At 67.7% G+C, this 25,118-nt stretch carries 24 protein-coding genes; 11 read left to right on the top strand and 13 right to left on the bottom strand.

Annotation, left to right across the window (positions count from 1 at the left end; all coding sequences use genetic code 11):
* Nucleotides 1-2: 2 nt before the first annotated feature.
* Nucleotides 3-629, bottom strand: coding sequence for a histidine phosphatase family protein (locus tag JNK84_RS07140; protein WP_293422101.1), 627 nt, complete (start codon nucleotides 627-629; stop codon nucleotides 3-5).
* Between the two features lie 126 nt (nucleotides 630-755).
* Here JNK84_RS07140 and JNK84_RS07145 point away from each other — a divergent pair, with 126 nt between their 5' ends.
* Nucleotides 756-1,754 (top strand): WD40 repeat domain-containing protein, encoded by a 999-nt coding sequence (locus tag JNK84_RS07145; RefSeq protein WP_293422104.1) that lies wholly within the window; start codon nucleotides 756-758, stop codon nucleotides 1,752-1,754.
* A gap of 3 nt (nucleotides 1,755-1,757) precedes the next feature.
* Here the strand turns inward: JNK84_RS07145 and JNK84_RS07150 are convergent, their stop codons facing one another.
* The 3 genes from JNK84_RS07150 to JNK84_RS07160 all read right to left on the bottom strand — a co-directional run bounded on the left by JNK84_RS07150 (nucleotide 1,758) and on the right by JNK84_RS07160 (nucleotide 5,841).
* Complete coding sequence (locus JNK84_RS07150; protein WP_293422107.1) at nucleotides 1,758-4,568, bottom strand: DUF2339 domain-containing protein; 2,811 nt, start codon at nucleotides 4,566-4,568, stop codon at nucleotides 1,758-1,760.
* Nucleotides 4,569-4,684: 116 nt separating this feature from the next.
* Entirely contained in the window at nucleotides 4,685-5,209 is a 525-nt protein-coding gene (locus JNK84_RS07155) for a tyrosine phosphatase family protein (protein ID WP_293422110.1), read from the bottom strand.
* Nucleotides 5,210-5,271: 62 nt separating this feature from the next.
* Nucleotides 5,272-5,841 (bottom strand): hydrolase, encoded by a 570-nt coding sequence (locus tag JNK84_RS07160; RefSeq protein ID WP_441343209.1) that lies wholly within the window; start codon nucleotides 5,839-5,841, stop codon nucleotides 5,272-5,274.
* 185 nt (nucleotides 5,842-6,026) lie between these two features.
* On the opposite strand from JNK84_RS07160, the gene JNK84_RS07165 reads away from it, so the two are divergent.
* Nucleotides 6,027-7,022, top strand: coding sequence for a DUF1624 domain-containing protein (locus JNK84_RS07165; RefSeq protein WP_293422116.1), 996 nt, complete (start codon nucleotides 6,027-6,029; stop codon nucleotides 7,020-7,022).
* A 6-nt stretch (nucleotides 7,023-7,028) separates the two neighbouring features.
* On the opposite strand, the gene JNK84_RS07170 is transcribed toward JNK84_RS07165, so the two are convergent.
* Nucleotides 7,029-7,625 (bottom strand): DNA-3-methyladenine glycosylase I, encoded by a 597-nt coding sequence (locus JNK84_RS07170; RefSeq protein WP_293422119.1) that lies wholly within the window; start codon nucleotides 7,623-7,625, stop codon nucleotides 7,029-7,031.
* A gap of 160 nt (nucleotides 7,626-7,785) precedes the next feature.
* Between JNK84_RS07170 and JNK84_RS07175 the strand changes: the two genes are divergently transcribed.
* The 8 genes from JNK84_RS07175 to JNK84_RS07210 all read left to right on the top strand — a co-directional run bounded on the left by JNK84_RS07175 (nucleotide 7,786) and on the right by JNK84_RS07210 (nucleotide 14,691).
* Nucleotides 7,786-8,964: an ABC transporter substrate-binding protein gene (locus JNK84_RS07175; protein WP_293422122.1), complete on the top strand. Its 1,179-nt coding sequence runs from the start codon at nucleotides 7,786-7,788 to the stop codon at nucleotides 8,962-8,964.
* Between the two features lie 207 nt (nucleotides 8,965-9,171).
* Nucleotides 9,172-10,095: a branched-chain amino acid ABC transporter permease gene (locus tag JNK84_RS07180; RefSeq protein ID WP_293422125.1), complete on the top strand. Its 924-nt coding sequence runs from the start codon at nucleotides 9,172-9,174 to the stop codon at nucleotides 10,093-10,095.
* Nucleotides 10,096-10,098: 3 nt separating this feature from the next.
* The gene (locus JNK84_RS07185) at nucleotides 10,099-11,067 is read left to right on the top strand and encodes a branched-chain amino acid ABC transporter permease (protein WP_293422128.1); all 969 of its coding nucleotides are present in this window, start codon (nucleotides 10,099-10,101) and stop codon (nucleotides 11,065-11,067) included.
* Entirely contained in the window at nucleotides 11,064-11,819 is a 756-nt protein-coding gene (locus tag JNK84_RS07190) for an ABC transporter ATP-binding protein (RefSeq protein WP_293422131.1), read from the top strand. Before JNK84_RS07185 ends, JNK84_RS07190 begins: the two co-directional genes overlap by 4 nt.
* On the top strand, nucleotides 11,816-12,340 hold the full coding sequence (locus tag JNK84_RS07195) for a MarR family winged helix-turn-helix transcriptional regulator (RefSeq protein WP_293422134.1): 525 nt from the start codon (nucleotides 11,816-11,818) through the stop codon (nucleotides 12,338-12,340). Before JNK84_RS07190 ends, JNK84_RS07195 begins: the two co-directional genes overlap by 4 nt.
* 1 nt (nucleotide 12,341) lies before the next feature.
* Nucleotides 12,342-13,043, top strand: a complete 702-nt coding sequence (locus JNK84_RS07200) for an ABC transporter ATP-binding protein (protein ID WP_293422137.1) — start codon at nucleotides 12,342-12,344, stop codon at nucleotides 13,041-13,043.
* Between the two features lie 12 nt (nucleotides 13,044-13,055).
* Nucleotides 13,056-14,138 carry a D-TA family PLP-dependent enzyme gene (locus JNK84_RS07205; RefSeq protein WP_293422140.1) on the top strand — a complete coding sequence of 361 codons (1,083 nt, stop codon included), beginning with the start codon at nucleotides 13,056-13,058 and terminating at the stop codon, nucleotides 14,136-14,138.
* A 91-nt stretch (nucleotides 14,139-14,229) separates the two neighbouring features.
* Complete coding sequence (locus JNK84_RS07210) at nucleotides 14,230-14,691, top strand: RidA family protein (RefSeq protein ID WP_293422143.1); 462 nt, start codon at nucleotides 14,230-14,232, stop codon at nucleotides 14,689-14,691.
* 85 nt (nucleotides 14,692-14,776) lie between these two features.
* Here JNK84_RS07210 and JNK84_RS07215 read toward each other — a convergent pair whose 3' ends face one another.
* Genes JNK84_RS07215 through JNK84_RS07235 form a run of 5 tightly spaced genes read right to left on the bottom strand, consistent with a single transcriptional unit; the run spans nucleotide 14,777 to nucleotide 19,705 of the window.
* Nucleotides 14,777-15,223, bottom strand: a complete 447-nt coding sequence (locus tag JNK84_RS07215) for a RidA family protein (RefSeq protein WP_293422146.1) — start codon at nucleotides 15,221-15,223, stop codon at nucleotides 14,777-14,779.
* Nucleotides 15,220-16,872: an AMP-binding protein gene (locus tag JNK84_RS07220; RefSeq protein ID WP_293422149.1), complete on the bottom strand. Its 1,653-nt coding sequence runs from the start codon at nucleotides 16,870-16,872 to the stop codon at nucleotides 15,220-15,222. The genes JNK84_RS07215 and JNK84_RS07220 overlap by 4 nt, the downstream gene beginning before the upstream one ends.
* A gap of 8 nt (nucleotides 16,873-16,880) precedes the next feature.
* Nucleotides 16,881-18,065 (bottom strand): acyl-CoA dehydrogenase family protein, encoded by a 1,185-nt coding sequence (locus JNK84_RS07225; protein ID WP_293422152.1) that lies wholly within the window; start codon nucleotides 18,063-18,065, stop codon nucleotides 16,881-16,883.
* Nucleotide 18,066: 1 nt separating this feature from the next.
* The gene (locus JNK84_RS07230; RefSeq protein WP_293422155.1) at nucleotides 18,067-18,909 is read right to left on the bottom strand and encodes an enoyl-CoA hydratase family protein; all 843 of its coding nucleotides are present in this window, start codon (nucleotides 18,907-18,909) and stop codon (nucleotides 18,067-18,069) included.
* Between the two features lie 10 nt (nucleotides 18,910-18,919).
* Entirely contained in the window at nucleotides 18,920-19,705 is a 786-nt protein-coding gene (locus tag JNK84_RS07235) for an SDR family NAD(P)-dependent oxidoreductase (protein WP_293422158.1), read from the bottom strand.
* Nucleotides 19,706-19,826: 121 nt separating this feature from the next.
* On the opposite strand from JNK84_RS07235, the gene JNK84_RS07240 reads away from it, so the two are divergent.
* Nucleotides 19,827-22,157, top strand: coding sequence for a bifunctional salicylyl-CoA 5-hydroxylase/oxidoreductase (locus tag JNK84_RS07240; RefSeq protein WP_293422161.1), 2,331 nt, complete (start codon nucleotides 19,827-19,829; stop codon nucleotides 22,155-22,157).
* On the opposite strand, the gene JNK84_RS07245 is transcribed toward JNK84_RS07240, so the two are convergent.
* The 3 genes from JNK84_RS07245 to modB all read right to left on the bottom strand — a co-directional run bounded on the left by JNK84_RS07245 (nucleotide 22,158) and on the right by modB (nucleotide 25,111).
* Nucleotides 22,158-22,958, bottom strand: coding sequence for an SDR family NAD(P)-dependent oxidoreductase (locus JNK84_RS07245; RefSeq protein WP_293422164.1), 801 nt, complete (start codon nucleotides 22,956-22,958; stop codon nucleotides 22,158-22,160).
* Nucleotides 22,959-22,991: 33 nt separating this feature from the next.
* Nucleotides 22,992-24,308: a nicotinate phosphoribosyltransferase gene (locus tag JNK84_RS07250; RefSeq protein WP_293422167.1), complete on the bottom strand. Its 1,317-nt coding sequence runs from the start codon at nucleotides 24,306-24,308 to the stop codon at nucleotides 22,992-22,994.
* A 107-nt stretch (nucleotides 24,309-24,415) separates the two neighbouring features.
* Nucleotides 24,416-25,111: a molybdate ABC transporter permease subunit gene (modB, locus tag JNK84_RS07255; RefSeq protein WP_293422170.1), complete on the bottom strand. Its 696-nt coding sequence runs from the start codon at nucleotides 25,109-25,111 to the stop codon at nucleotides 24,416-24,418.
* Nucleotides 25,112-25,118 lie beyond the last annotated feature (7 nt).

Genomic DNA, 25,118 nt, shown 5'->3' on the forward strand with positions numbered 1-25,118 from the left:
CCTCACCCCGCCGCGGTGGCCTCCCAGCCGCCGCTGGTGTGGGTGAACAGGATCGGCGTCGCATTGCGGCGCAGTTCCGTGTGGACATCGACGCCGGTCAGCGCCGCCAGAACCAGCAGCACGCCGCCATGGGCGACCAGCAGCAGGTCGCCGTCCGGATCGTCCTCCCGCCCCAGCCAGCGCGCGAGGCTATTGCCGGTCCGGTGGACGAAGGTCTGCAGCGTCTCGCAGGCCGGCGGATCGACGCGCCAGTCGAGCGTGCCGACGGGCGTGCCGAACAGGCCGACATAGAGGCGCTCCTGCAGGCCGCCATCCGGCTCGGGCGTGATATCGCGGCCATCGGTGACGACGGCGGCGGTGCGCCAGGCCCGCATCATCGGGCTCGCGACGACGCGGCTGATGGAGGCAAGCGCCAGGACAGCGGCGGCTTCCGCCGCCTGCGCCTCGCCGGCGGGGTTCAGCGGCGTCTCCGGAAACTGGTAGACGCCCTTGCGGTTACCCTCGGTCTCGCCGTGGCGCAGAAAGATGAAGCGTGACAGGCGCGGCTTGAACGGAATCGCGCGCGCCAGATCCTGGATCGCGTCGAAGCCGAGAGTGGGGGCTACCTGTGTCGGGGTTCCGCTGGCCAAATGCTCGTCTCCTCGCAAAGCGGGCGCTGGCATGAACGAGAGCCGCACGGATGTCAAAGGGGAAGGTGGCCGCCGGCCATGCGGCTCGCCCTCGCCTTTGGGCAAGGCTTGAGATAGCAAGGCGCCATGACGACCGCATCCCGCCCCTCGGTCCGCGACCGCATCCGCCATCTCGAAGCCGGCGAGCAGGTCCTATCGGCCCATTTCCTCAAATCCGTGCCGATCCTGGTCCTCGTCTCCGGCGAGATCATCGTCGCGGACGGCAATGACGCGCGCGTGAGCCTGCACGATGGCGGCATTCTCGACTCGGCCTCCAACGGCAACATGCTGCTGACGTCAGGCGACGACGGCCGCGTCGTCAGCTTCACGCCCAAAGCCGGCGCGACGACCGTTCACGACACGGGCGGAACCTGGGTCGACCATGTCGCGCTCGGCCCGAACGGCGCGCTGGCCTGGAGCGCCGGGCGCAAGGTGTTCGCGAGCCAGGGGAAGGGCGAGCCGAAGACGCTGGCGCTGCCATCGGCCGCCGGCGGTCTCGCCTTCTTCCCCAAGGGCTTCCGCCTCGCCATCGCGCATTATAACGGCGCAAGTCTCTGGTATCCGAACACCGACGGCAAGCCGGTCTCGCTGGAGTGGAAGGGCTCGCATCTCGGCATCACGGTCAGCCACGACCAGCGCTTCGTCGTGACCACGATGCAGGAGCCGCAGCTCCACGGCTGGCGGCTGGAGGACAACCAGCACATGCGCATGTCCGGCTATCCCGGCAAGGTGCGGTCGGTGTCGTGGACGACCGGCGGCAAATTCCTGGCGACCGCTGGCGCGGCCGAAGCCATCCTCTGGCCGTTCACCGGCAAGAACGGGCCGATGGGCGCGAACCCAACCATGATCGCGCCGGGCGCGAAGGCGGGCGTGAAGGTGACGCAGGTCGCCGGGCACCCGATCGCCGGCATCTGCGCGGTCGGCTTCGCCGATGGCCTGATCCTGCTGGCGCGGATCGAGGACGGCGCGGAAATCCTCATGCGCGAGCCGGACGGCGATGCCGTCACGGCGCTGGCCTGGCGGGACGACGGCAAGTCCGTCGCCTTCGGCACCGAGGCTGGCAAGGCCGGCATCGCCGACCTCTAGGCCTCAAGCCGGGCCGCCCGGCTGAGCGGTGGCGCGCACCTGCGCGATGCCCAGCACCCGCTGGTAGATGCGCCCGACGAGCAGCAGGACAAGGCCGAGGCCGATGAAGGACAGGGCGCGCCAGAGCCCGGTCAGCCCCGCCATGTCGATCAGGAACACCTTCAGCACCGCGAGCGCCACCAGCGCCGCCGAGGTGAGCCGCAGCGTCCGGCTGCCGAGCCACGCGCCCGCGCCAAGCAGGGCCAGCCCGACCGCAAGCCACAGGGCCGAGTAGGTGTAGAGCTCGGCGCTGGACATGTCGTGGAAGCCGACCTCGCCGGAGAACAGCATCGAGACCGTGATGTTCAGGTAATTGAACATCATGCCCGTGCCGATCAGGCCCATGATCCGCCCCTCGGTGCGTCGGCCCGCCGCGCGCTCGAACATGGCGGAGCCGACCGCCAGAACCGCGCCGAAGCCATAGCCGAGCAGCGCCCAGTTGAAGACAGGATGGGCGCCGACCTGGGCGCCCGACGCCCACGGATTCATCACCACGCCCATGACCAGCACGATCCACGCCCATGACAGGTAGCGGACGATCAGTGTCGCGTTCTGCCAGAACCCGGAAGTGCGGATCGCCGCGATGCGCGACAGGCCGAGACCGAACGCGAGCATCGTCACCGTGTGGGTCGCGGCCTCGGCGAAGCTCATCCGCGCGCTGAGCAGACGGAAACCGTGAACGCCGAAGGCGTGGCGCACCTGCACGATGATCAGCAGCGCCGAGAAGACCATGGCGAGCGCTTCGAGGATTTGCACAGGCGCGTCCTCGCCACGACGGCGGCGCAGCAGGAAAGCGGCAGCGGCGGTCGACAGCGCCGGCAGGCCGTAGCCGGGCAAGAGCCAGTTGAAGACGATGGTCTGGCCGATATCCGCGCCATTGATGCCGGGGTCCCAGAGAACGCGCACCAGGACGCCGATACCGGCAAGGGCGGCGACCCAGCGGAGCTGCGGCAGCGGCCGGAACGTGTAGACCCAGGCAATGCCGGCGACGAGGGCGGCCAGCGCCAGCGTCAGCCAGGCGCGCTCCAGCAGCAGGGTGAGCGCGAAGGCGAGCGCCGCGAGCGCGCCGATGGCGTAGATCGCCGACGCTCCGGCCAGTCCGGGCCGATAGCCCGAGCGCAGGCGATGGGCAGCTTCCGTCGCCGCGCCGAAGCTTGCCGCCAGCACCATGGCGAGCGCCGCAAAGCGCGGGGAGATGACGAAGCCCTCCACCTTGCCATAGACGATGGCGAGGATCGCCAGCGGCATGGCCACCGAGGTCGCGGCCAGAACCAGCACGGTGCGCGCCTCCGGCTGGCGGCGCCAGATGCCGATGACCGCCGGACCGATGCCAAACATCAGAGCGAAGGCCGTCCCGGCCCAGACGATGCGCGACAGGACGCCGGGGAAATCGGCGGGCACGCCCAGCGGGTCGGCGATGGCGACCGACGGGCGCATGCCGGCGGCCCATGAGAGCAGCATCAGCAGGGTGAACAGGCCCGTCGCCGGCACCGCCAGGACGATGCTCGGCGTGCGCCACGTGAGCACCATGACCCCGGCTGCGAAGAGCCCGAACAGGACGACGGCGGCGGTTTCCTGCCGGCCCTCCATCACGGCGAGCATGCCGAGGGCGGCGAAGACGATCAGCACGGCGGTCGCGAGCGGTTCGATGCCGCGTTCGCGATCCGGCGCGAAGCGGATACCGGGAACGACGAAGACGGCGGCCGTGGCAAGGCCGGCCAGCACCTGAACGAGGGTCGGCAATGCGCCGCCGCTGCCCGCCACCATCACCAGTGCGCCCAGCAGGGCGGAGGTCAGTGTCGCGGCGACGGTCAGCCAGGGCCAGTTCCTGATCCAGGCAAGCGTGAAGCAGGCGGCGGTGATCACGGCCGCATAGACCGGGAACACGTAGGGGTTCGGATTCTCGGAGGCGACAAGGAACGGCGCGGCAAAGGCGGCGATCAGGCCGATACCGCCGAGCAGCGGCCCGTGCAGGCCCGCGAGAACCAGCGTGCCGAGACCGACCGCGCCGAGGAGCACGAAGGTCACGGCTGGGCCGATGAACTCGTAGAGCGCATGGGCGGCATAGACCGTGCCGAAAGCCGCGACCGCGCCAGCTCCCGTCAGCGCCGAGGGAATATCGGCGACGGGGAGCGTCGGCAGGCCCTTGTCGGTGCGGCGCAGCCATTCGCCACCGGCCAGCAGCGCCAGCGAGAAGAGGAAGCCGAGCGCGATGCGCATGCCGGGTCCGACGAGCCCCTGCTCGATCGAATAGCGGACGAGGAAGATGCCGCCGAGACCGAGCGCCAGCGCGCCGACCCAGACGGCCCAGCGGGAGCCGATGGTTTCCTCAAGCCCCCCGAGACCGGTGGGCGTCGCCGGCTGGGCCGGAACCGACGATTCAGTGACCGGATCGACCGCCGCCACGGGCTCGCTGCTGATGAATGCAGGCACCGTGCGGCCGAACCGAGCGGGCTCTGGTGCTGACGTCTCAATCGGCGTTTCCGGCTCAACGACGAGCGGCTGCTCGACGGCGGCAGGCGGCGGTTCCGCAACAACCGGCGGCGCGACCTCGGCCACTGGCTGCGACACAGCCATGGAACCGGCCTGCATGCCGGCGGCCTGCATGCCGGCGGCCTTCATCAAGGCCAGCTCGGTTTCCACCTGTTTCAGACGGATATCGGTATCGGCCAGGCGACGCCGCAGTTCGCCCGACCTGACGAAGGCGATCACCGCCAGTACCGGGAAGGCCAGCACCAGAGCCAGGGCAAAGAGGATGCCGACGACGAAATCCATGGTTCAGCGGCTCCGGATTGCCGATTCTTGCGACGGGTGCCGCAGCATACGGCAGTTTCACCACCTCAGGAGCCTGACGAACGTTTCGCCGCGATGCCGCGCGCCGGCGCGACGTTTCAGCGCGCGAGCCTGAGGCTGAACGGATCGCCCTCGAAAGCGTCGCGGCCGCGGCCGATGGCCTCGATGGCCGCGACCATGCGCCCGTCGCGGCGGAGCATGTCGTCGGCGAGCGCAACGAGGCGGATATTTGGCGTCGCGCTCGGACTCAGACGCCTGAGTTCGCTGGCGATCAGCGCCTCGTCGTCGCCCGGATTGACCATGCAGGCGGTGATGAAGGCCGCCGCCGTCGAGCGGCTGATGCCGGCCCAGCAATGGATGACGATGGGGCTTTCCCGTCCATGATCGCGCCACCAGCCATCGACGAAGCCGAGCAGCTTCTCGACATGGGCGGCTCCCGGGGCCACATATCCGTCCATCGGCGCGACGATGTCGTTCATGCCGAGGAACAGGTGATCCGCCTCCGCGACCGAAACCGGCCGCGGCACCACGGTATTCTGGTTGATGAGGGTCACGACATGGCGCGCGCCGGTCGCCTCGACGGTGGAGGCAAGACGCGACAGCGAGCAGACGTGAACTTCCACGGTGGTTCCTCGGAGGTGGTTGGCGTCATCGAATCAACACTGATTCGATGACGGCGCGAATGTCAGCCGCCGAGGGCTGAGATGCGCTCCAGAAAAGCCGCCTTGGCGGCCTCCGCGTCAAGAGGCGACAGCCGCGGCGGCACGCCTTTCGCGCCGCCGAATATTCCGGCGGGAGCCCCGAAGATGGCCGTCGCCTCGTCCACCGAGAAACCGGCGAGCTGCGTCGCCTCCAGGAAGGCGGCGACCTTGTCGGCCCGCTTGGTCAGAGCGGCGATCCCGGCCGGCGGTTCCGGCGGCAGGCCAAAACGGATGTGGATCGCTGCCATCAGCCGCGCCTCGACCGCCTTGTAGTCGCCACCGATCACCGCCTTGAACGGCGAGATCATGTCGCCGACGACATATTCCGGCGCGTCGTGCAGCAGCACAGCGAGGCGCCAGCGCGGTTCGAGGCCCGGCTCGATCCTGACCGCGATGTCCTCGACCAGCACGCTGTGCTGCGCGACCGAGAAGATGTGCGGACCCGTCGTCTGGCCGTTCCAGCGCGCCACGCGCGCGAGCCCGTGCGCGATGTCCTCGATCTCCACGTCCAGCGGCGAGGGATCGAGCAGGTCCAGGCGGCGGCCGGACAGCATGCGCTGCCACGCACGCGGGCTTGCGGATTTCGCGGCCTTGCGGACCGAAGGCAACCTTGGCGGCATGCGCCGCGTTGTGACCGGTTCGCCCCGCGCCGGCAAGGGGCGATTGCGGCGCCGCTGCCGGTGGACGGCAGCAGCCCTGCGGGCTAGGCATTCCCGGCCCCGGCCAGCGAGGAGACGACATGACACCAGCCGCCTTCGAGCGTCCGGCACCGAGCGCGCCACCGCCGCGGATCGCGGGAATCGACGTGGCGCGCGGCATCGCCATCGTCGCCATGGTGATCTTCCACGCCGCCTATGACCTTTCGACCTTCCGGCTGATCGCCACCGATGTTGCGAACAGCCCGGGCTGGCGGCTGTTTGCCGGAGCCATCGGCGGCTCGTTCCTGACGCTGGTGGGTGTCAGCCTCGTGCTGGCGACGCAGCAGGAGATCAACTGGCCGGCCTTCCTGAGGCGGCTGGCGCTGGTCGCGGGCGGCGCGGCGCTGGTGACGCTCGGCACATGGCTGTGGATGCCGGACTTTTTCGTCTTCTTCGGCATCCTGCACCTGATCGCCCTCGGCAGCGTCATCGCCCTGCCGTTCCTGACCCTGCCACCGGTCCTGACGCTGGCCGCGGCCGGCCTGTGTTTCGCATTGCCGCTGCTGATCGCGATTCCGGCACTGGATCAGCGCTGGCTGCTCTGGACCGGTCTCAGCCAGCTGCCCATCGACACCGCCGACTATTATCCGGTCCTGCCGTGGTTCGGCTTCGTGCTGCTCGGCGTGGCGCTTGCCCGCATTGCGGTTTCGCAGGGCTGGACCGCACGTCTTGCCGCCTTCCGGGCCGAGGACCGTCCGTCGCGGCTGCTCACGTGGATGGGGCGCCGCAGCCTGCCGATCTACCTGATCCACCAGCCGGTCCTGATCGGGCTGATTAGCGCCTTCGTCTGGTTGCGCCCGACGGCCGCGCTTCCCCCTATGCGGGCGGATGCCGAAACGCGACCATTCGTCGAGGCCTGCATGCGTACCTGCGTCAGCAACGGCAAGGCGGCCGACGAGTGTCAGGACGCCTGCCAATGCACGGCGGATGGTCTCCGGCGCGACGGGCTCTGGCGCCAGGCGCTCTCCGGCCAGATGAGCACGACGGAGCGGACGCGGGTCGGCGAGATCGCCCGTGTCTGCACGCAGGGAGAGTGAGGCGCCTCAGGCCAGCGCCTTCACCTCCTCATGCCGGAAGCAGCCGGTCATGTGGTCGTTGGTCATGCCGACCGCCTGCATGAACGCATAGACGATGGTCGGACCGACGAAGGTGAAGCCGCGCTTCTTCAGGTCCTTCGATATCCGCTGCGCGACCTCGGTCTCGGTCGGCACCTGCGACCGGTCCTTGAAATTCGGCTGAAGCGGGCGACCGTCGACATAGCCCCAGAGATAGTCCGAGAAGCCCTGCCCCCTTGCCATCATGTCGCAGTAGATGCCGGCGGACTTCACGGTGCCGACGATCTTGGCACGGTTGCGGATGATGCCGGGATCGGCCATCAGCGCCTCGACCTTGTCCGGTCCGTAGCCGGCGATGACATCCGGCCGGAACCCGTCGAAGACGTTCCGGAAATGCTCGCGCTTCCTGAGGATGGTGATCCACGACAGGCCGGCCTGGAAGCCGTCGAGGATCAGCTTCTCGAACAGCGCGCGGTCGTCGCGCTCCGGAACGCCCCAGTCGGTGTCGTGATAGGCGACATACAGGGGATCATGGCCGGGCCACCAGCAGCGGGGCTTGCCGTCTGCATGATCGGTAAGCAACATTCGGTCTCTCCTGCCGAATTATTTTACACTTAAAATATTTTGCGCGGGCGGGCTTGTTCACGGCGATTCCGCAACGATAATGCCTTGGCATCGGCCGCGACCACGGACAAGCCCGGGAGCGGCTTTGGACCTGAGGCATCCTCGGGGTGGGAGGTTTTCGATGAAGCGTATCCTTGCAACACTGGCGCTCGGCGCCGCCGGCCTGTTCGGCATGGCCGCCGCCCATGCGCAGGAGCCGATCCGCATCGGCGTGATCCAGACGCTATCGGGTCCTGCTGCCGTGCTGGGTCAGCAGGCGCGTGACGGCCTCCAGCTCGCGGTGCGCCAGCTGGGCGGCCGGATGGGCGGGCGCGAGGTGCAGGTCATCGTCGTGGACGACGAACTGAAGCCCGATGTCGCCGTGCAGCGCGTTCAGGCACTCCTCGACCGCGACCGCGTCGATTTCGTCGTCGGCCCGATCTTCTCGAACATCCTCCAGGCCATCCACGCGCCGGTGGTCAATTCGCAGCGCGCCTTCCTGATCAGCGCCAATGCCGGCCCGTCGAGCTTCGCCGGCCGCGGCTGCCACGAGAACTTCTTCGTCACCTCCTACCAGAACGATCAGGTTCACGAGGTTCTCGGCGCCTATGCCCAGCGCCGCGCCATGAAGAAGGTCTTCCTGCTGACCCCGAACTATCAGGCCGGGCGCGACGCCATGGCCGGCTTCAAGCGGCATTTCCGCGGCGAGATCGCCGACGAGGTCTATGTGCCGCTGAACCATCTCGACTTCGCCGCCGAACTCGCCCGCATCGGCTCCTCTGGCGCCGACGGCCTGTTCACCTTCATGCCCGGCGGCATGGGCGTGAACCTGGTGCGCCAGTACGGACAGGCGGGCCTCACCCAACGCGTGCCGTTCCTCTCGGCCTTCACGGTGGACGAATCCACCCTGCCCGCCCAGCAGGACGCCGCGATCGGCATGATCGCCGGCATGACCTGGGCGCCGAACATGGACAACCCGCAGAACAAGAAATTCGTCGCCGACTACGAGGCGGCCTTCGGCTCAGTGCCGGGGTCCTACGCCATGCAGGCCTATGACGCCGCCATGCTGATCGACAGCGCGGTGCGCGCCACCAACGGCAACCTCACCGACCGCGCCGCCGTGCGCACGGCGCTCCGCAAGGCCGACTTCACCTCGCTGCGCGGCCGCTTCCGCTTCGCCAACAACCACTATCCGATCCAGGACTTCTACACCGTGCGCGCCGCCAAGCGGCCGGACGGCAAGTTCCAGACCGAGATCGTGGAGCGCATCTTCGAGAACTACACGGACGTCTACGCCGCGCAGTGTCCGATGCGGTGGTGAGCGGGCTCGATGCGATGAACCACCCTCTCCCGTGAGGAAAGGGTGGTGCCGGAGGCGCCGGGTGAGAGGTGCGGACCATCCGGTCTTTTGCCACCAAGTTCCCTAGCAGGCATCGGCCCCGACGCGTTCCAACGAAGGGCATTCCCCTCGCCCGCCTGCCCCGCAGGCACCCTCTCCCCATGGGAGAGGGTTCACAAGACGGTGCCCATGTCCTCCACCCTCCTCATCATCCAGACGCTGAACGGGCTGCAGCTCGGCATCCTGCTGTTCCTGATCGCGGCCGGGCTAACGCTGGTCTTCGGCGTCATGGATTTCATCAATCTCGCCCATGGCGTGCAGTACATGCTGGGCGCCTATCTCGCGGCGATGTTCGTCGCCTGGACCGGCGATTTCTTCATTGGCCTCGTGCTCGCGCTGATCACCGCCCTCGCCTTCGGCCTGCTGCTCGAAGTCGCAGTGATGCGCCATCTCTATGACCGCGACCATCTCGACCACGTGCTGGCGACCTTCGGCCTGATCCTGTTCCTCAACGAGGGCGTGAAGATCGTCTGGGGCGCCGCGCCCCTGCAGGTGCCGATTCCCGCCGCACTGTCCGGCTCGATCCGCATCGCCGACGGCGTGCTCTACCCCGTCTGGCGGCTGGCGATCATTCTGTCCGGGCTCGCGGTCGCGCTCGGGCTCTATCTGGTCGTCGCCAAGACCAAGGTCGGCATGCTGATCCGCGCGGGCGCGACCAATGCGCCGATGGTCTCGGCGCTCGGCGTCGATATCCGCCGCCTGTTCATGATCGTCTTCGGCTTCGGCGCCATGCTGGCGGGCTTTGCCGGCAGCATGGCCGCGCCGGTCTTCTCGGTCGAACCCGGCATGGGCGACAACCTCCTGATCCTCGCCTTCGTCGTCATCGTCATCGGCGGCATCGGCTCGATCCGCGGCGCCTTCATCGGCGCGCTGCTCGTCGGCCTCGTCGACACGCTGCTGCGCTCCTTCTCGGTCGATCTCCTGCGCATGACCGGCCTCTCGCCCTCCGACGCGCGCACCATCGGGCCCGCCATCGCCTCCATGTCGATCTACATCCTGATGGCCGCCGTGCTGTTCTTCCGGCCGACCGGCCTGTTTCCGGCCAAGGGCTGAACCATGGCCGACATCACCCTCGCCGCACCCACTGCCGCCCCGCCGCTCTGGCGGCGCTGGTGGCTGCCCGCGCTCGTCTTTCTCGCCCTCGCCGTCGTGCCGCTGATCTGGCCGGAACGCTTCGTGCTCGGCCTCGTCTCGCGCGCCATGATCATGGGCATCGCGGCCCTGTCGCTGGACCTGATCCTCGGCTACGGCGCGATGGTCTCCTTCGGCCACGCCGCCTTTCTCGGGCTCGGCGCCTATGCGGTGGCGATCCTGTTCGAGCACGGCATTGTCGAGGCGGGCATCGCCTTCCCCGTGGCTATCCTCGTCGGCGCGGCTTTCGCCCTCGTCACGGGCGCGATCTCGCTGAAGACGCGCGGCGTCTATTTCATCATGATCACGCTGGCCTTCGGGCAGATGGCCTTCTTCACGGCCACCAGCCTCTCCGCCTATGGCGGCGACGATGGCTTGCGCATGTTCCACCGGTCGGAACTGTTCGGCACGCGCATCCTCGCCAACGAGGCCACCTTCTATTTCGTCGTGCTCGGCACGCTCGCCGGCTGCTACCTGCTGCTGAAAGCCATCGTCGCCTCGCGCTTCGGCCGGGTGTTGCGCGGCGCCAAGGAGAACGAGCGGCGGATGCGCGCGCTCGGTTTCGACCCGTTCCGCTATCGCCTCGCCGCTTATGTCATCTCCGGCGCGATCTGCGCGCTGGCGGGCGCGCTGTTCGCCAATCTCGGCCTGTTCGTCGCGCCCGCCTACATGACCTGGCAGCGCTCCGGCGAGTTCATCGCCATGGTGGTGGCCGGCGGCATGGGCACGCTGCACGGTGCGATCATCGGCGCCATCGGCGTGACGCTGATCGAAGAGTGGCTGGCGGGCGTGACGCAGCACTGGAAGGCGATTTTCGGCCCGCTGGTGGTGCTGGTCGCGATCTTCGCGCGCGGCGGCATCGTGAAGCTGCTGGACCGGGGGGGCGGACGATGACCGCGCCCATTCTCTCCCTTCGCGGCCTGCACAAATCCTTCGGCGCTCTGAAGGTCACCGACGGCGTGACGCTCGACATCGCCCCCGGCGAAATCCATGCGGTCATCGGACCGAACGGCGCGGGCAAAACGACGCTGATCGGCGAGATCACCGGCGAGGTGCCGCTGGACGCCGGCGCAGTGACCTTCGCGGGCGAGGATATCACCCGCTGGCCCGTTCACCGGCGGGCGCTGGCGGGCCTCACCCGCTCGTTCCAGATCACGCAGGTTCTGCCGGGCTTCTCGGTCATCGAGAATGTCGCGACCGCCGCGCAGGCTCATGCCGGATCGTCGTTCTGCTTCTTCGGCCGGGCCGACGCCGAAGACACGCTCAACGATCGGGCGATGGCCGCGCTCGCGCAGGTCGGCCTCGCCCCGCGCGCGCGGGCGGGCGCGGCAAGCCTCTCCCACGGCGAGAAGCGTCAGCTCGAGATCGCCATGGCGCTGGTCGCCGAGCCGAAGCTGCTGCTACTCGACGAGCCGATGGCCGGTATGGGCCGCGAAGAGACCGAGCGCATGGTCGATGTGCTCATGGCGCTGAAGGGGCGCTACCCCATGGTGCTGGTCGAGCACGACATGCACGCCGTGTTCCGTCTCGCCGACCGCATTTCCGTGCTGGTCTACGGCCGCGTCATCGCGTCCGGCACGCCGGATTTGGTGCGCGCCGATCCCGTCGTGCGCGAGGCCTATCTGGGCGAGGAGGAATTCGCATGAGCGATGCCGACCTGCCCGAGACACTGGACGCCGAAACTCGCCTCGCCCACCAGCCGCGCGACGCGCGCCCCGAACTCAGGCTGTGGCTGCGGCTTCTGACCTGCACGAACATGATCGAGCGCGAGATCCGGCGGCGGCTCGCCGACCGCTTCCAGATCACCCTGCCGCGCTTCGACCTGCTGGCGCAGCTCGACAAGTCGCCGGAGGGCATGACGCTCGGTGAGATTTCCCGGCGCATGATGGTCACCAACGGCAATGTCACCGGCCTCGTCGCCCGCATCGCCGAACAGGGCTATGTCGAGCGCCGCCGCGACGAGAAGGACGGACGCGTGCAGCGCATAGCCATGACCGAGAAGGGTCATGAGGATTTCGTCCGTATGGCGCGCGAGCACGGCGCCTGGGTGCGCGAATTGCTCGGCGATCTGGAGCCCGGCGAGCGCGAGGCGCTGATGAGCCTTCTGGCACGCACCAAGGCGAGTGTCGCGCGCGCCTCGGCGCCCCGCGTGGAGGCGGCGGAATAGCATGCTGAGCGTTTCCAACCTCGAAGCCGGCTACGGCGACGTGCAGGTTCTGTTCGGTGTCTCGTTCGGCATCGCCAGGGGCGAGGTGGTCACGCTGCTCGGCCGCAACGGCATGGGCAAGACGACCACCGTCAAATCGGTCTTCGGCCTGCTGAAGCCGGCCGCCGGCGCGATTGACGTGGACGGTGTCGCGCTCGCGGGCCGCCCACCCTTCAAGGTGGCGCAGGCCGGGCTTGGCCTCGTGCCCGAGGGGCGCCAGATTTTCCCGAACCTCGACGTCGAGGAAAACCTCGTCGCGACCGCCTCGGACCGTCTCGCCAGCGCGAAACCCTGGACGCTGGAACGCGTCTACGCGTTCTTTCCGCGCCTGAAGGAACGCCGTCGCAACATGGGCAACCAGCTCTCCGGCGGCGAACAGCAGATGCTGGCCATCGGCCGCGCGCTGATGACCAATCCGAAGCTGCTCGTGCTGGATGAAGCGACGGAAGGGCTGGCCCCCGTCATTCGGGCCGAAATCTGGGCCTGCCTCCAGCGCCTCAAGCAGGACGGCCAGTCGATCCTGGTCATCGACAAGAACGTCGATGCTCTGGTCAAACTGGCGGACCGGCATCTGATCCTGGAAAAGGGCCGGATCGTCTGGGAAGGGACCGGCGCGGATTTCATCGCCAGCCCCGACCTGAAGGACCGCTACCTGCACGTTTGAACGGGACATGACATGACGACGACGCTCGCCGCCAAGATCGCCCGCGAATATGGAACGCCCGCTCTTGTGATCGACATGGATCGCGTGGAGGCCAATATCGCCCGCGTGCAGGCCCAGTGCGACAAGGCGGGCCTTGCCAACCGGCCGCACATCAAGACCCACAAGAGCCCGGAGCTCGCGAAGCTACAGATCGCGGCAGGCGCGAAGGGCATCACCTGCCAGAAGATCGGCGAGGCCGAGGTGATGGCGGCCGCCGGCATCGACGACATCCTGATCAGCTACAACCTCCTCGGCGAGGAGAAGATGGCACGCCTCGGCCGGCTGCTTGAGACGGCCACCGTGACCGTCGCCGCCGACAACGCCACGGTCATCGGCGACCTGCCGAAAGCCGCCGGCATTGCCGGCCGGCCGCTCGGCGTCGTCATCGAATGCGACACCGGCCGCAAGCGCGCGGGCGTCGAAACGCCGGGCGAGGCGATCGAACTCGCCAAGCTGATCGCCGCCTCGCCCGGCCTCGCCTTCAAAGGCTTCATGATGTACCCGACCGAGGATGGCTGGCCGGAGGCGCAGAAGTTCCTCGACACGGCGCTGGCCGGCATCCGCCTCGAAGGACTTGAGGCCGAGATCGTCTCGACTGGCGGCTCGCCGAACCTGAAGAACCTCGGCAAACTGAAGGGCGCGACCGAACACCGCCCGGGCACCTACATCTACAACGACCGCATGCAGGTGGCGGCGGGCGTCGCGACGCTCGATGACTGCGCGCTCACCGTCTACGCGACCGTGGTCAGCCGCGCGGGCGCCGACCGCGGCATCCTCGATGCCGGCTCCAAGACGCTGACGTCGGACCCCGGCGGCGGGCTCGACGGTTTTGGCCTGATCCTTGAGCACCCCGAGGCGCGGATCGCGAAGTTCGCCGAGGAGCACGGCTTCCTCGACCTCGCCAAATGCAACGAGCGGCCCAAGGTCGGCGACGTCGTGCGCATCGTGCCGAACCATGTCTGCGTCGTCGTCAACATGGTGGACGAGGTGGTGATGGTGCGCGGCGAGGAAATCGTCGGCATCCTGCCCGTCGCCGCGCGCGGCAAGCTGCGCTGATCCGCCACCGGGACGCGCGCCGACCCCGGCCTTGCCAGACGAGGCCGCGGCCGGCCACAGTCCCTGCCCCGCATGCCGGAGAGACAGTCCGATGAGCCCCGAAGACAAGCTTGCCCAGATGGGCCTGATCCTGCCGGCGACGCCGACGCCCGCCGGCAACTACGTGCCGTTCAAGCGCGACGGCGATATCGCCTATCTCGCGGGACAGGGGCCGCGGAAGGCCGACGGCTCGCTGCATACCGGCAAGGTCGGCGGCAATGTCACGGTGGAGACCGCCTATGAGCACGCCAAGCTCGTCGGCCTCCAGCTTCTCGCCTCGGCCAAGGCGGCGGCCGGCGGGGATCTGTCCAAGGTCGAGTTCCTGAAGGTGCTCGGCATGGTCAACGGCACGCCCGACTTCGGCGATCATCCGCGCGTCATCAACGGCTTCTCCGACCTTGTCGTGGCGGTGCTCGGCGAGCGTGGCCGCCACGCCCGCTCTGCGGTCGGCATGGGCTCGCTGCCGATGGGGATCACGGTCGAGATCGAGGCGGTGATCCGCATTCACGACTGAGCGGCATCGACGCTTCTTCGTCGCGAAAGACACTTCCCGTCATGGCCGGGCTTGCCCGGGCATGGCGGCGTAGGAACGGCTACCGCTACTCCGCAACCACCGCCGTCGCCTCGATCTCGATCTTCGCGGCCTTCTCCACCAGCCGCACCACCTGCACCACGGCCATGGCCGGATAGTGCTGGCCGAAGATCGCCCGGTAGGCCTTGCCGAGCGGCTTCAGGTTGGCGAGGTACTCCTCGACATCGGTCACGTACCAGGTCAGCCGCACGATGTGCGAGACGCTGGCGCCGCCCGCCTCGATGATCGCCTTGATGTTGCTGAAGCACTGAAGCGCCTGCCCCGCGAAGTCCTCCGGAAACTTGCCCATCAGATCCCAGCCAACCACGCCACCGGTGACGACGATGCGCCCCTTCGCGCTCATGCCGTTGGCATAGCCGACAGGCTTCAGCCAGCCCTCGGGGTTGAGGGTGACGGGGCGCTCGTCCTCGTCGGCGAGCAGCATGGGGATCACGGGTTTCACGGGCTTGCTCATCTCGTTCGTTCCGCCGCCTTGGTGGCATCGCGTTCAACCGCCTCGCGCGCGGCTTCGGCGCGCAGCGCGAAGCGCTGGAGCTTGCCGGTCTCGGTGCGCGGCAGCCGGTCCACGAAGGCGATCTCGCGGGGATATTTGTAAGGCGCGATCTCGTTCTTGACGAAGATCTGCAGCTCGACGGCGAGCGCCGGGGTCACCGTCGCGTCGGGTTTCACCACGACATAGGCCTTCACGATCATGCCGCGCTCGGGGCATGGCTGACCAACGACGCCAGCCTCGGCCACCGCCGGGTGCGCCATCAGCGCCGCCTCCACCTCGGGGCCGGCAATGTTGTAGCCGGCGGAGACGATCATGTCGTCGTTGCGTGCCTGGTACCAGAAATAGCCGTCGGCATCGGCCAGATAGGTGTCGCCGGTGATGTTCCAGCCATTCTCGACGTATCTTGCCTGCCGCTCGTCGGAGAGATAGCGGCAGCCGGTCGGTCCGCGTACGGCAAGGCGGCCGGGCGCGCCGGGCGGAAGGTCTTCGCCCGCAGGGCCGACGACCTTCGCTTCATAGCCCGGCACGGGAAGGCCGGTCGCGCCCGGCCTGATCTTCCCCTCCGGGGCGGCGATGAAGATGTGCAGCATTTCGGTCGCGCCGATGCCGTCCATGAGCTCCATCCCGGTCGCCTCCCGCCAGGCGTCGAAGGTCGCCTTGGGCAGGGCCTCACCGGCCGAGACGCATTTCCTCAAGCTCCGCCAGTCGTGCTCCTTCAGCGAGGAGATCATGGCGCGGTAGGCGGTCGGCGCGGTGAAACAGATGGTCGGCCGGTACTGGGCGATGGCGGGCAGCAGCTCGCCGGGCGGCGCCTTCTCCAGAAGCACTGTGGACGCCCCGACACGGAACGGGAACAGCACGAGGCCGCCGAGCCCGAAGGTGAAGGCGAGCGGCGGCGAGCCGATGAAGCGATCATCGGCCGTGGGCTTCAGCACGTTGCGTGCATAGGCGTCGCAGATGGCGAGCAGGTCGCGATGGAAATGCATGGTGCATTTCGGCTGGCCGGTGGTGCCCGACGTGAAGCCGAACAGGCAGACGTCGTCGCGGGCCGTGTCGACCGCGACGAAAGTGTCGGGGGCAGAGGCCGCCATCACCTTCAGTTCGCCGAAGGACACGATGCGCTTCAGGACGGCCGAGGTGCCCACCGTCTTCTGCAATTCGTCGATGAGGCGATCGTCGCAGAGTGCCAGCGCCACCTCGGCCTTGTCGACGATCTGGCGAAGTTCCTTGGCGCGCAGCAGCGGCATGGTGGCCACCACGATGCCGCCTGCCTTGATCACCGCCAGATAGGCCGCGACCATCATCGGATTGTTGGGCGCGCGCAGCAGCACGCGATTGCCCGTGACGAGGCCGAGATCGCTCACCAGCACATTGGCGACGCGATCTGTTTCGCGGGCGAGGTCCACGTAGGTCCAGCGCGTGCCATCGGGCGCGATGACAGCGATCCGGTCGCCACGTCCCTCGGCGACATGGCGATCGACGAACTCGGTCACGCAGTTGAGGCGCTCGGGATAGACAAGCTCCGGCCGGTCGAACAGGAAGACCGGCTGCGCTTCGGCGGCAGGCAAGCCACGGGCCGCGAACGTGTCGACATGGGCTGAGGCGACCATCGTTCCTCCTAGCCGGCGACTTTCGCCACTTCGGCTTCCGCCAAATGCGCGCGCGCGATGACGACCTTCTGAACCTCGGTCGCCCCCTCGTAGATGCGCAGCGCCCTGATCTCCCGGTACAGTTCCTCCACCTTCTCGCCCTTCTTGACGCCCAGGCCGCCGAAGACCTGGATCGCCCGGTCGATGACCTTCTGGGCATTTTCTGTCGCGACCATCTTGGCGATGGCCGCCTCTTTCGTGATGCGCGGTTTGCCCTGATCCTTGGCCCAGGCGGCCCGGAACACGAGCAGCGCCGAGGCTTCGAGCTCGGCGACGGAATCGGCGAGCGAAGCCTGCGTCAGTTGAAGATCGGCGAGCGGCGCGCCGAACATGTGGCGATCCTTCGCGCGGCGCGTTGCCTCGTCGAGCGCGCGATAGCCCATGCCGAGGGCGGCGGCGGCCACCGTCGGGCGGAAGATGTCGAGATTGGCCATGGCCATGGCGAAGCCGCCACCCGGCTTGCCGATCAATGCGTCCTCCGGCAGGCGGCAGTCGTCGAATTTGAGCGTCGCCAGCGGATGCGGGGCGATCACGTCGATCCGCTCGGCGACCGTGAAGCCCGGCATGTCCGGAGTGACGATGAAGGCGGATATGCCGCGCGCCCCCGGTGCCTCGCCGGTACGGGCGAAGACGACATAGCGATCGGCGATGCCGCCGTTGGAGATCCAGGTCTTGGTGCCGTCCAGCCGCCAGCCGCCATCGACCTTCGTTGCCGTCGTGGACAGGGCTGCCACATCCGAGCCGGCATCGGGCTCCGACAGGGCGAAAGCCGCGATGGCCGTGCCGTCGCGAACCGGCGGGCAGGCAGCAGCCTTTTGCGCCGCCGTGCCGAACAGCGAGATGACGCCGGTGCCGAGCCCCTGCATGGCGAAGGCGAAATCCGCGAGCCCTTCGACATAGCCGAGCGTGGCGCGGGTGATGCACAGCGTCCGGACGTCGAGGTTCTCGGTCAGCCCGCCCTGATCGCCCGGCACGCAGGCCCTCAGCCAGCGCGCGGCGCCCATGGCCGCGACAAGGCGGCGGCATGAGCCGTCCACGTCATGGTGATCGACCAGCGGCGGCACTTCGCGGGCCGCCCATTCGGCCAGCCGCGCCGCGTAGTCGCGGTGGCGATCCTCGAAGAAGGGCAGCGCGAGGAGATCGGCGGGGAGCATGTCAGTCCCCCTCGAAGACCGGCTTGGTCTTCGCCGCGAAGGCCTCGAAGGCGCGGCGGAAGTCCTTGGTGTCCATGCAGATGGCCTGCGCCATGGCCTCGGCCTCGATGGCCTCGTCCACCGACATGGTCCATTCCATATGCAGCATGCGCTTGGTGATGCCGTTGGCGAAGGTCGGGCCGGCGGAGATTTCGTCGGCGAGCGCGGTTGCTTCGGCGAGCACGGTTTCGGATGTTGCGAGGCGGTTGAAGAAGCCCCAGGCATGGCCTTCCTCGCCGCCCATCATGCGGCCGGTGTAGAGAAGCTCGGCTGCCCTGCCCTGCCCGATGATCCTCGGCAGGATCGCGCAGGCGCCCATGTCGCAGCCGGCCAGACCGACCTTGTTGAACAGGAAGGCGACCTTGGCCTTCGGCGTGCCGACGCGCAGGTCCGAGGCCATGGCGATGATCGCGCCCGCGCCGACGCAGATGCCGTCAATGGCGGAGACGATCGGCTGCGGGCAGGCGCGCATCGCCTTCACCAGTTCGCCGGTCATGCGGGTGAACTGGAGGAGGCCCGGCATGTCTCGGCCGGTCAGCGGTTCGATGATCTCGAACACATCGCCGCCGGCACAGAAATTGCCGCCCGCGCCGGTGACGACGATCGTCTTGATCGATGTATCGAAAGCGAGCGCGCGGAACAGGTCGCCGAGCTCGGCATAGCTCTCGAAGGTCAGCGGATTCTTCCGCTCGGGACGGTTCAGCGTGATGGTCGCGACCTTGCCCTTCACCTCCCAGAGGAAATGCGTGGACTGCCAGTCGGCGAGCTTCTGGCGATGGGGGATGCGGTGGGTCGCTGAAAGCATGGCGTTTCCTTCAGATTTCTCCGCCGGCCACCGGCAGGGCGATGCCGGTCACGGCTGCTGCCACGTCGGACACGAGCCAGAGGACGGCGGCGGCCACCTCCTCCGGCTTCACGAGGCGGCCGATGGGCATGGTCTTGGTGAGGTCGGCGAGCGCGGCATCGGGGCTCCGGCCGGTCTTCGCGACGATGGTGTCGATGGAGCCGGCAACGAGGTCGGTCTCGGTGAAGCCGGGACAGACGCAGTTGATGGTGACGCCCGAAGTCGCCACCTCCTTCGCCAGCGCGCGCGTGAGGCCGACGACGCCGTGCTTCGCCGCGCAATAGGCTGAGACATAGGGATAGCCGGTGAGGCCCGCCGTCGAGGCGACCGAGACGATGCGGCCCTGTCCCCGTTCCACCATGCCCGGCAACGCGAGGCGGATGCCGTCGAAGACAGAGGTCAGGTTGATAGCGATCATGCGGTCGAACAGCGCGCGGTCCATGCGCTTTGCCGGTGCGGTCTCGGCATGGCCGGCATTGTTGACGAGAATGTCGAGCGGACCGGCAAACGCGATGGCGGCGTGCAGCGCCTCCGGGTCGGTCACGTCGGCGACGACATGAGCGGCCGCATCGCCCGCTTCCACGGCCTCGCGGAGCGGCCCCTGACTGCGGCCGAGTACGGTGACATGGGCACCCTGCCCCGTCAGCGCCCTGGCGATGGCCCGGCCAATGCCGCGCCCGCCGCCGGTGACGAGGGCGCGCTTGCCGGCGAGCGGCAGGCAGGCGGATGATCCGGCATCGTCGGGTCGGGTCGGCATCGCGGCCTCCTGACAGAATGTTTTAGGCTTCAAATATTTTCGGGCAAGAGGCATCCGCGCGCTTGCCGGCAATTATTTTAAGCCTAAACTATTTTCCGGCGACCGGGACGAGGATCAGGCCATGCGCATCGCGGTGATCGGCGGCGGCCCCGGCGGGCTCTATTTCGCCATCCTGATGAAGAAATGGCGGCCGGCAGCCGAGATCACCGTCGTCGAGCGCAATCGCCCCGACGATACGTTCGGTTTCGGCGTGGTCTTCTCCGACGCAACGCTGGACATTTTCGAGCGTTACGACGCCGAGAGCTACCGGGCGATCACCGACCATTTCGCCTATTGGGACGACATTGAGGTCCGCTTCAAGGATACGGTCCATCGCATCGGCGGCAACGGTTTCTGCGGCTGCTCACGCCAACAATTACTTGTCCTGCTGCAGAACCGCGCGAAGGCGCTGGGCGTCGAACTGAAATTCCAGACCGAGGTGGAACCGGACCTCGCCGCCTTCGCGGGCTACGACCTGATCGTCGCCGCCGACGGCATCAATTCGCGCATCCGCGAGGCGAACCGCGATCACTTCCTGCCTGAGGTTGACCTGCGCCCCAACAAGTTCACCTGGCTCGGCTCGACGCGCGAGCTCGACGCCTTCACCTTCTTCTTCCGCGAGACGCCATACGGCATCTTCATCGCCCACACCTACCAGTACGAACCCGGCCGCTCGACCTGGGTGATCGAGACCGATCCCGACACTTTCGCCCGCGCTGGCCTCGACGCGATGGACGAGGAAGCGTCGGCGCGTTTCCTCGAAGGCATTTTCGCGGAGGAACTCGCCGGTCATCAGCTGATCACCAACCGCTCGCTGTGGCGGCAGTTTCCGATGATCCGCTCGAAGCGCTGGGTGAAGGACAATGTGGTCCTGATCGGCGATGCCAAGGGCACGGCGCATTTCTCTATCGGCGCCGGCACCAAGCTCGCCATGGAGGATTCCATCGCCCTGTTCGACGCGTTCCGGGCGAAGGGCGCCGTGAAAGAAGCGCTCGCGAGCTACGAGACCGACCGGCGCGAAGAGGTGGAGCGTACCCAGCACGCGGCCGATGTCTCGCTTGTCTGGTTCGAGCATCTCGACCGGTTCTGGGACATGGACCCGCGCCAGTTCGCCTTCGGCCTGATGACCCGCTCCAAGGCCATCACCTACGAGAACCTGAAGCTGCGCGCGCCGGATTTCATCGCCACCGCCGACCGCATGTTCGCCGAGGGTGTGCCGGGCGCCGATCTCGAAAAGCCGCGCCCGCCGCTGTTCCAGCCGCTGCGGCTCCGCGACATGACCATCGAGAACCGCGCCGTGGTCTCGCCCATGTGCATGTATTCCGCCGAAGACGGCATGCCGACCGACTGGCACACCGTGCATTATGGCGCGCGGGCCATCGGCGGCGCTGGGCTCGTCTATACCGAGATGGTCTGCATCGCGCCGGATGCGCGCATCACACCCGGCTGCGCGGGCCTTTGGACCGACCCGCAGGAAGCGGCGTGGAAGCGGATCGTCGCTTTCGCCCATGCCAACTCAACGGCGAAGATTTGCCTCCAGCTCGGCCATGCCGGGCGCAAGGGCGCGACAAAGCTGATGTGGGACGGCATGGACCGGCCGCTGGCCGAAGGTGCGTGGCCCGTCGTCTCGGCCTCGCCCATCCCCTACTACCCCGACAGTCAGGTGCCGGCGGAACTCGACGAGGCCGGCATGGCCCGGATCGTCGGGGAGTTCGTCGCGGCGACGGAACGCGGCATCCGCTGCGGCTTCGACATGCTGGAACTGCACTCGGCCCACGGCTACCTGCTCGCCTCCTTCCTGTCACCGCTCACCAACACCCGCACGGACGGCTATGGCGGCCCCATTGAGAACCGCCTGAAATTCCCGCTCCGCGTCTTCCAGGCGATGCGGGCGGCATGGCCGGCGAAGAAGCCGATGTCGGTGCGCATCTCGGCGACCGACTGGGCCGAAGGCGGCATCACGGAAGCCGATTCCATCGCCATCGCCCGTGCATTCACGGAAGCCGGCGTCGATCTCATCGACGTCTCGACCGGCCAGACCACGCCGAAGAGCAGGCCGGTCTATGGCCGCATGTTCCAGACGCCGTTCTCCGATGCCATCCGCAACGAGGCCGACGTGAAGACCATGTGCGTCGGCAACATTACCTCGGCCGACCAGATGAACACGATCCTCGCCGCCGGCCGCGCCGATCTCGTCGCCCTCGGCCGGCCGCATCTCGCCGATCCCTCCTTCATGCTGAAGGCGGCCGCCTGGTACGGCATCGACATTCACCAGCCGCCGCAATACCTGCCCGGCAAGGATCAGGCGCTGCGCAACGCCGTGAAGGACCGCGCGGATTTCGAGGCGCTCAAGGTCGCAGCGAAGCCGAAGCGGCACGCGCGCGGCAGTTTCGACAAACAGGCGGCGGAATAATCAGCGGCTGATCGCTGACAACCCGCCATCCACCGCGATCTCGGCGGCGGTGACGTAGCGCGCCTCGTCCGAGACGAGGAACAGCACGGCCTGCGCCACGTCCCAGGCATCGCCCATCTTGCCGGTCGGCACCTGCGCGTTGCGGGCCGCGATTAGCGCCTCCGCGTCGCCGCCCGCCACCGTCTTCGCCAGACGGTGCTCCACCAGCGGCGTATGCATCAGGCCGGGGATCACCGTATTGCAGCGGATGTGCTGCTTCGCATAGGTCACGGCGATCGAGCGCGAGAAGCCGAGAATGCCGAGCTTGGTGGTCGTGTAGGCGACATGCGGCCGGCCCGCCAGCACACGCACGCCGGCGATCGACGACAGGTTGACGATGGCCCCGCCGCCCTGCCGCTCCATGGCGGGGATGACATATTTGCAGGCGAGGAAGGCGGTCTTCAGGTTGAGGTCGAGCTGGAAGTCCCAGACCTCCTCGGTCATCGAGACGGGATCGCCGGGCGCCGAGCCGCCGACATTGTTGATCAGGATGTCGATGCGCCCGAAGCGCGCGAGGCAATCGGCCACCGCCGCCTCGACATCGGCGGCCCGGGTCATATCGACGCCCGTCGCGAAGCAGGTGCCGCCCCCGGCCTCGATCAGCCGCCTGGTCTCCTCGGCCGCTTCCTTGTCGATGTCGGTGCCGTAGATCGTCGCGCCCTGGCGCGCCAGCAGCACGGCGGTGGCCTTGCCGTTGCCCCAGCCCTCGCCCACCGATCCAGCGCCGGAGATGAAGGCGACCTTGCCCGTCAGGTCATGCATGCTGCGATTTCCATCTCGTGACGAACCCGGCGGTCAGACGAGCACCGCGTGCTGCTTCATACCGACCGTGCCGAAGACGCGGCGGTAACGCTCGATCTCGTCCTTGGGGCCGGTCGCCTTCAGCGGATTGTCGGAGAGCTTGACCGCCGGGCGGCCGTTCGCCTCGATCACCTTGCAGACGACGGAGATGGGCGCCAGAGCATCGGCGTCGCCGTTCGGCACGCAGCCCTTGAAATCATTGGTGAGATTGGTGCCCCAGCCGTAGCCGATGCGCACCCGATCCTTGAAGTGGCGCGCCGTCTCCTCGATGGAATCGATGTCCATGCCGTCGGAAAGGATGACCAGCTTCTTCGTGGGGTCGCGGCCCTTCTCGCGCCACCACCGGATCAGTTCCTCGCCGCCCTCGATGGGCTCCTTGGAATCCGGCCGCGCGCCGGTCCAGTCGGCCACCCAGTCCGGGGCGTGGGCGAGGAAATGGGCGGTGCCGAAACAGTCCGGCAGGATGATGCGCATGTTCTGATCGTAGATGCGTGCCCAGTCCTCCAGCACCCGGTAGGGCGATTTCAGGAGTTCCTCGTCGGTCTTCGCCAGCGCGGCATAGACCATGGGCAGCTCGTGGGCATTGGTGCCGATGGCCTCGATGCCGAGATCCATGGCGAGCTTCATGTTGGAGGTGCCGGTGAAGACGTCGGCGCCGAGCGCGTCGGTCATCGCCTCCATCATCCATTGCTGCCAGAGAAAGCCGTGGCGGCGGCGGGTGCCGAAGTCCGAGATCTTCAGCGTTCCGACCTCGTCCTTGAGACGGCGCAGGCGCTTGATCTTGTCCCAGGCCTTGGCCTTGGCATTGGCGTAGAGGATATCGAGTTCGAGCTTCGAGAGGTCGCGCATGGTGGCGCGGGCGCGCAGCTCGTTGATGATGGCGAGGGACTGCACCTCCCACATCGTGGTCTCGGCCCATCGCCCCGCGAAGGTCAGCTCGTACTGGCCGTCGCGCCGCGTCAACTCGTAGTCCGGCAGCCGGAAATCCTTGAGGAAGGCGAGATAGTCCGGCGTGAAAATGCGCTCGCGGCCATAGAACGTGTTGCCAGCGAGCCAGATCAGCTCCTTCGGGGTGAAGCACAGGCTGCGGGCGTGGTCGAGCTGCTCGCGCAGCTCGCGCTCGTCGATGATGTCGGCGAGGCGCACGGTCTTCGTGCGGTTATTCAGTGCGAAAGTCGCGGTCACATCCGGGTGGAAACGCCGGATCAACTGCTGCATGGCGAACTTGTAGTAGTCCGAATCCAGTAGCGACCGGATGATCGGGTCGAGCTTCCAAGTGTGATTGTAGACGCGGGTGGCTATATCGACCATCGGCGGCCCGATTGCGTTGCAGCAGGGGCGCGGACCTTAGCAGGGCACCGCAGGATGAATAGTCTCCCTTGGGTCCGATCCGTGCAAGGCTGCCCTTCGCCGACTTCTCAGGCACCGTGAATCTTGGCACCGGCCCTTCGCGCGAACCATTCCGACGCCACCAGCGCAACGAGCGCGATGACGATGGCGATGACGGTCAGGCGCATCGCCGCCTCGTCGCCGCCGGGCGCCTGCGTATAGGTATAGATCGCCGCCGAGATGGTCTGCGTCTCGCCGGGAATGTTCGAGACGAAGGTGATGGTCGCGCCGAACTCGCCTAGCGCCTTGGCGAAGCAGAGCACCATGCCGGCGAGGATGCCCGGCAGCGCCAGCGGCAGGGTGACGGTGAAGAACACGGCGAGGGGATTGGCGCCGAGCGTCGCGGCGGCGCGTTCAAGCTTCACGTCCGAGGCTTCGATGGAGAGGCGGATGGCACGCACCAGCAGGGGAAAGCCCATGACCGCGCAAGCGAGCGCCGCGCCGGTCCAGCGGAACGAGAAGACAATGCCGAAATGCTCGGCGAGGAAGGCGCCGACCGGGCCGCGCCGGCCCATGACGACGAGCAGCATGTAGCCGGTGACCACCGGCGGCAGCACCAGCGGCAGATGGACGATGCCGTCGAGGATCGCCTTGCCCCAAAATTCCTTGCGGGCCAGCAGCCAGGCGATGGCGAGGCCGAAGGGCAGCGCGCAGAGCGTCGCCCAGGACGCGATCCGCAGCGACAGCTCGACGGCGGTCCATTCCTCCGAGGTCAGCGAGAACATGCGGCGG

The organism is Phreatobacter sp., from assembly GCF_016793595.1.
Taxonomy (GTDB): Bacteria; Pseudomonadota; Alphaproteobacteria; order Rhizobiales; family Phreatobacteraceae; genus Phreatobacter.

Bases quoted from the DNA above. Each gene is read 5' to 3' on its own strand.
- modB (WP_293422170.1), bottom strand. From the start codon at position 25,111: ATGTTCTCGCTGACCTCGGAGGAATGGACCGCCGTCGAGCTGTCGCTG.
- JNK84_RS07210 (WP_293422143.1), top strand. From the start codon at position 14,230: ATGAGCCCCGAAGACAAGCTTGCCCAGATGGGCCTGATCCTGCCGGCG.
- JNK84_RS07150 (WP_293422107.1), bottom strand. From the start codon at position 4,568: ATGGATTTCGTCGTCGGCATCCTCTTTGCCCTGGCTCTGGTGCTGGCC.
- JNK84_RS07225 (WP_293422152.1), bottom strand. From the start codon at position 18,065: ATGCTCCCCGCCGATCTCCTCGCGCTGCCCTTCTTCGAGGATCGCCAC.
- JNK84_RS07185 (WP_293422128.1), top strand. From the start codon at position 10,099: ATGGCCGACATCACCCTCGCCGCACCCACTGCCGCCCCGCCGCTCTGG.
- JNK84_RS07180 (WP_293422125.1), top strand. From the start codon at position 9,172: ATGTCCTCCACCCTCCTCATCATCCAGACGCTGAACGGGCTGCAGCTC.
- JNK84_RS07175 (WP_293422122.1), top strand. From the start codon at position 7,786: ATGAAGCGTATCCTTGCAACACTGGCGCTCGGCGCCGCCGGCCTGTTC.
- JNK84_RS07235 (WP_293422158.1), bottom strand. From the start codon at position 19,705: ATGCCGACCCGACCCGACGATGCCGGATCATCCGCCTGCCTGCCGCTC.
- JNK84_RS07190 (WP_293422131.1), top strand. From the start codon at position 11,064: ATGACCGCGCCCATTCTCTCCCTTCGCGGCCTGCACAAATCCTTCGGC.
- JNK84_RS07195 (WP_293422134.1), top strand. From the start codon at position 11,816: ATGAGCGATGCCGACCTGCCCGAGACACTGGACGCCGAAACTCGCCTC.
- JNK84_RS07215 (WP_293422146.1), bottom strand. From the start codon at position 15,223: ATGAGCAAGCCCGTGAAACCCGTGATCCCCATGCTGCTCGCCGACGAG.
- JNK84_RS07205 (WP_293422140.1), top strand. From the start codon at position 13,056: ATGACGACGACGCTCGCCGCCAAGATCGCCCGCGAATATGGAACGCCC.
- JNK84_RS07170 (WP_293422119.1), bottom strand. From the start codon at position 7,625: ATGTTGCTTACCGATCATGCAGACGGCAAGCCCCGCTGCTGGTGGCCC.
- JNK84_RS07245 (WP_293422164.1), bottom strand. From the start codon at position 22,958: ATGCATGACCTGACGGGCAAGGTCGCCTTCATCTCCGGCGCTGGATCG.
- JNK84_RS07165 (WP_293422116.1), top strand. From the start codon at position 6,027: ATGACACCAGCCGCCTTCGAGCGTCCGGCACCGAGCGCGCCACCGCCG.
- JNK84_RS07145 (WP_293422104.1), top strand. From the start codon at position 756: ATGACGACCGCATCCCGCCCCTCGGTCCGCGACCGCATCCGCCATCTC.
- JNK84_RS07230 (WP_293422155.1), bottom strand. From the start codon at position 18,909: ATGCTTTCAGCGACCCACCGCATCCCCCATCGCCAGAAGCTCGCCGAC.
- JNK84_RS07220 (WP_293422149.1), bottom strand. From the start codon at position 16,872: ATGGTCGCCTCAGCCCATGTCGACACGTTCGCGGCCCGTGGCTTGCCT.
- JNK84_RS07160 (WP_441343209.1), bottom strand. From the start codon at position 5,841: ATGCTGTCCGGCCGCCGCCTGGACCTGCTCGATCCCTCGCCGCTGGAC.
- JNK84_RS07250 (WP_293422167.1), bottom strand. From the start codon at position 24,308: ATGGTCGATATAGCCACCCGCGTCTACAATCACACTTGGAAGCTCGAC.
- JNK84_RS07240 (WP_293422161.1), top strand. From the start codon at position 19,827: ATGCGCATCGCGGTGATCGGCGGCGGCCCCGGCGGGCTCTATTTCGCC.
- JNK84_RS07200 (WP_293422137.1), top strand. From the start codon at position 12,342: ATGCTGAGCGTTTCCAACCTCGAAGCCGGCTACGGCGACGTGCAGGTT.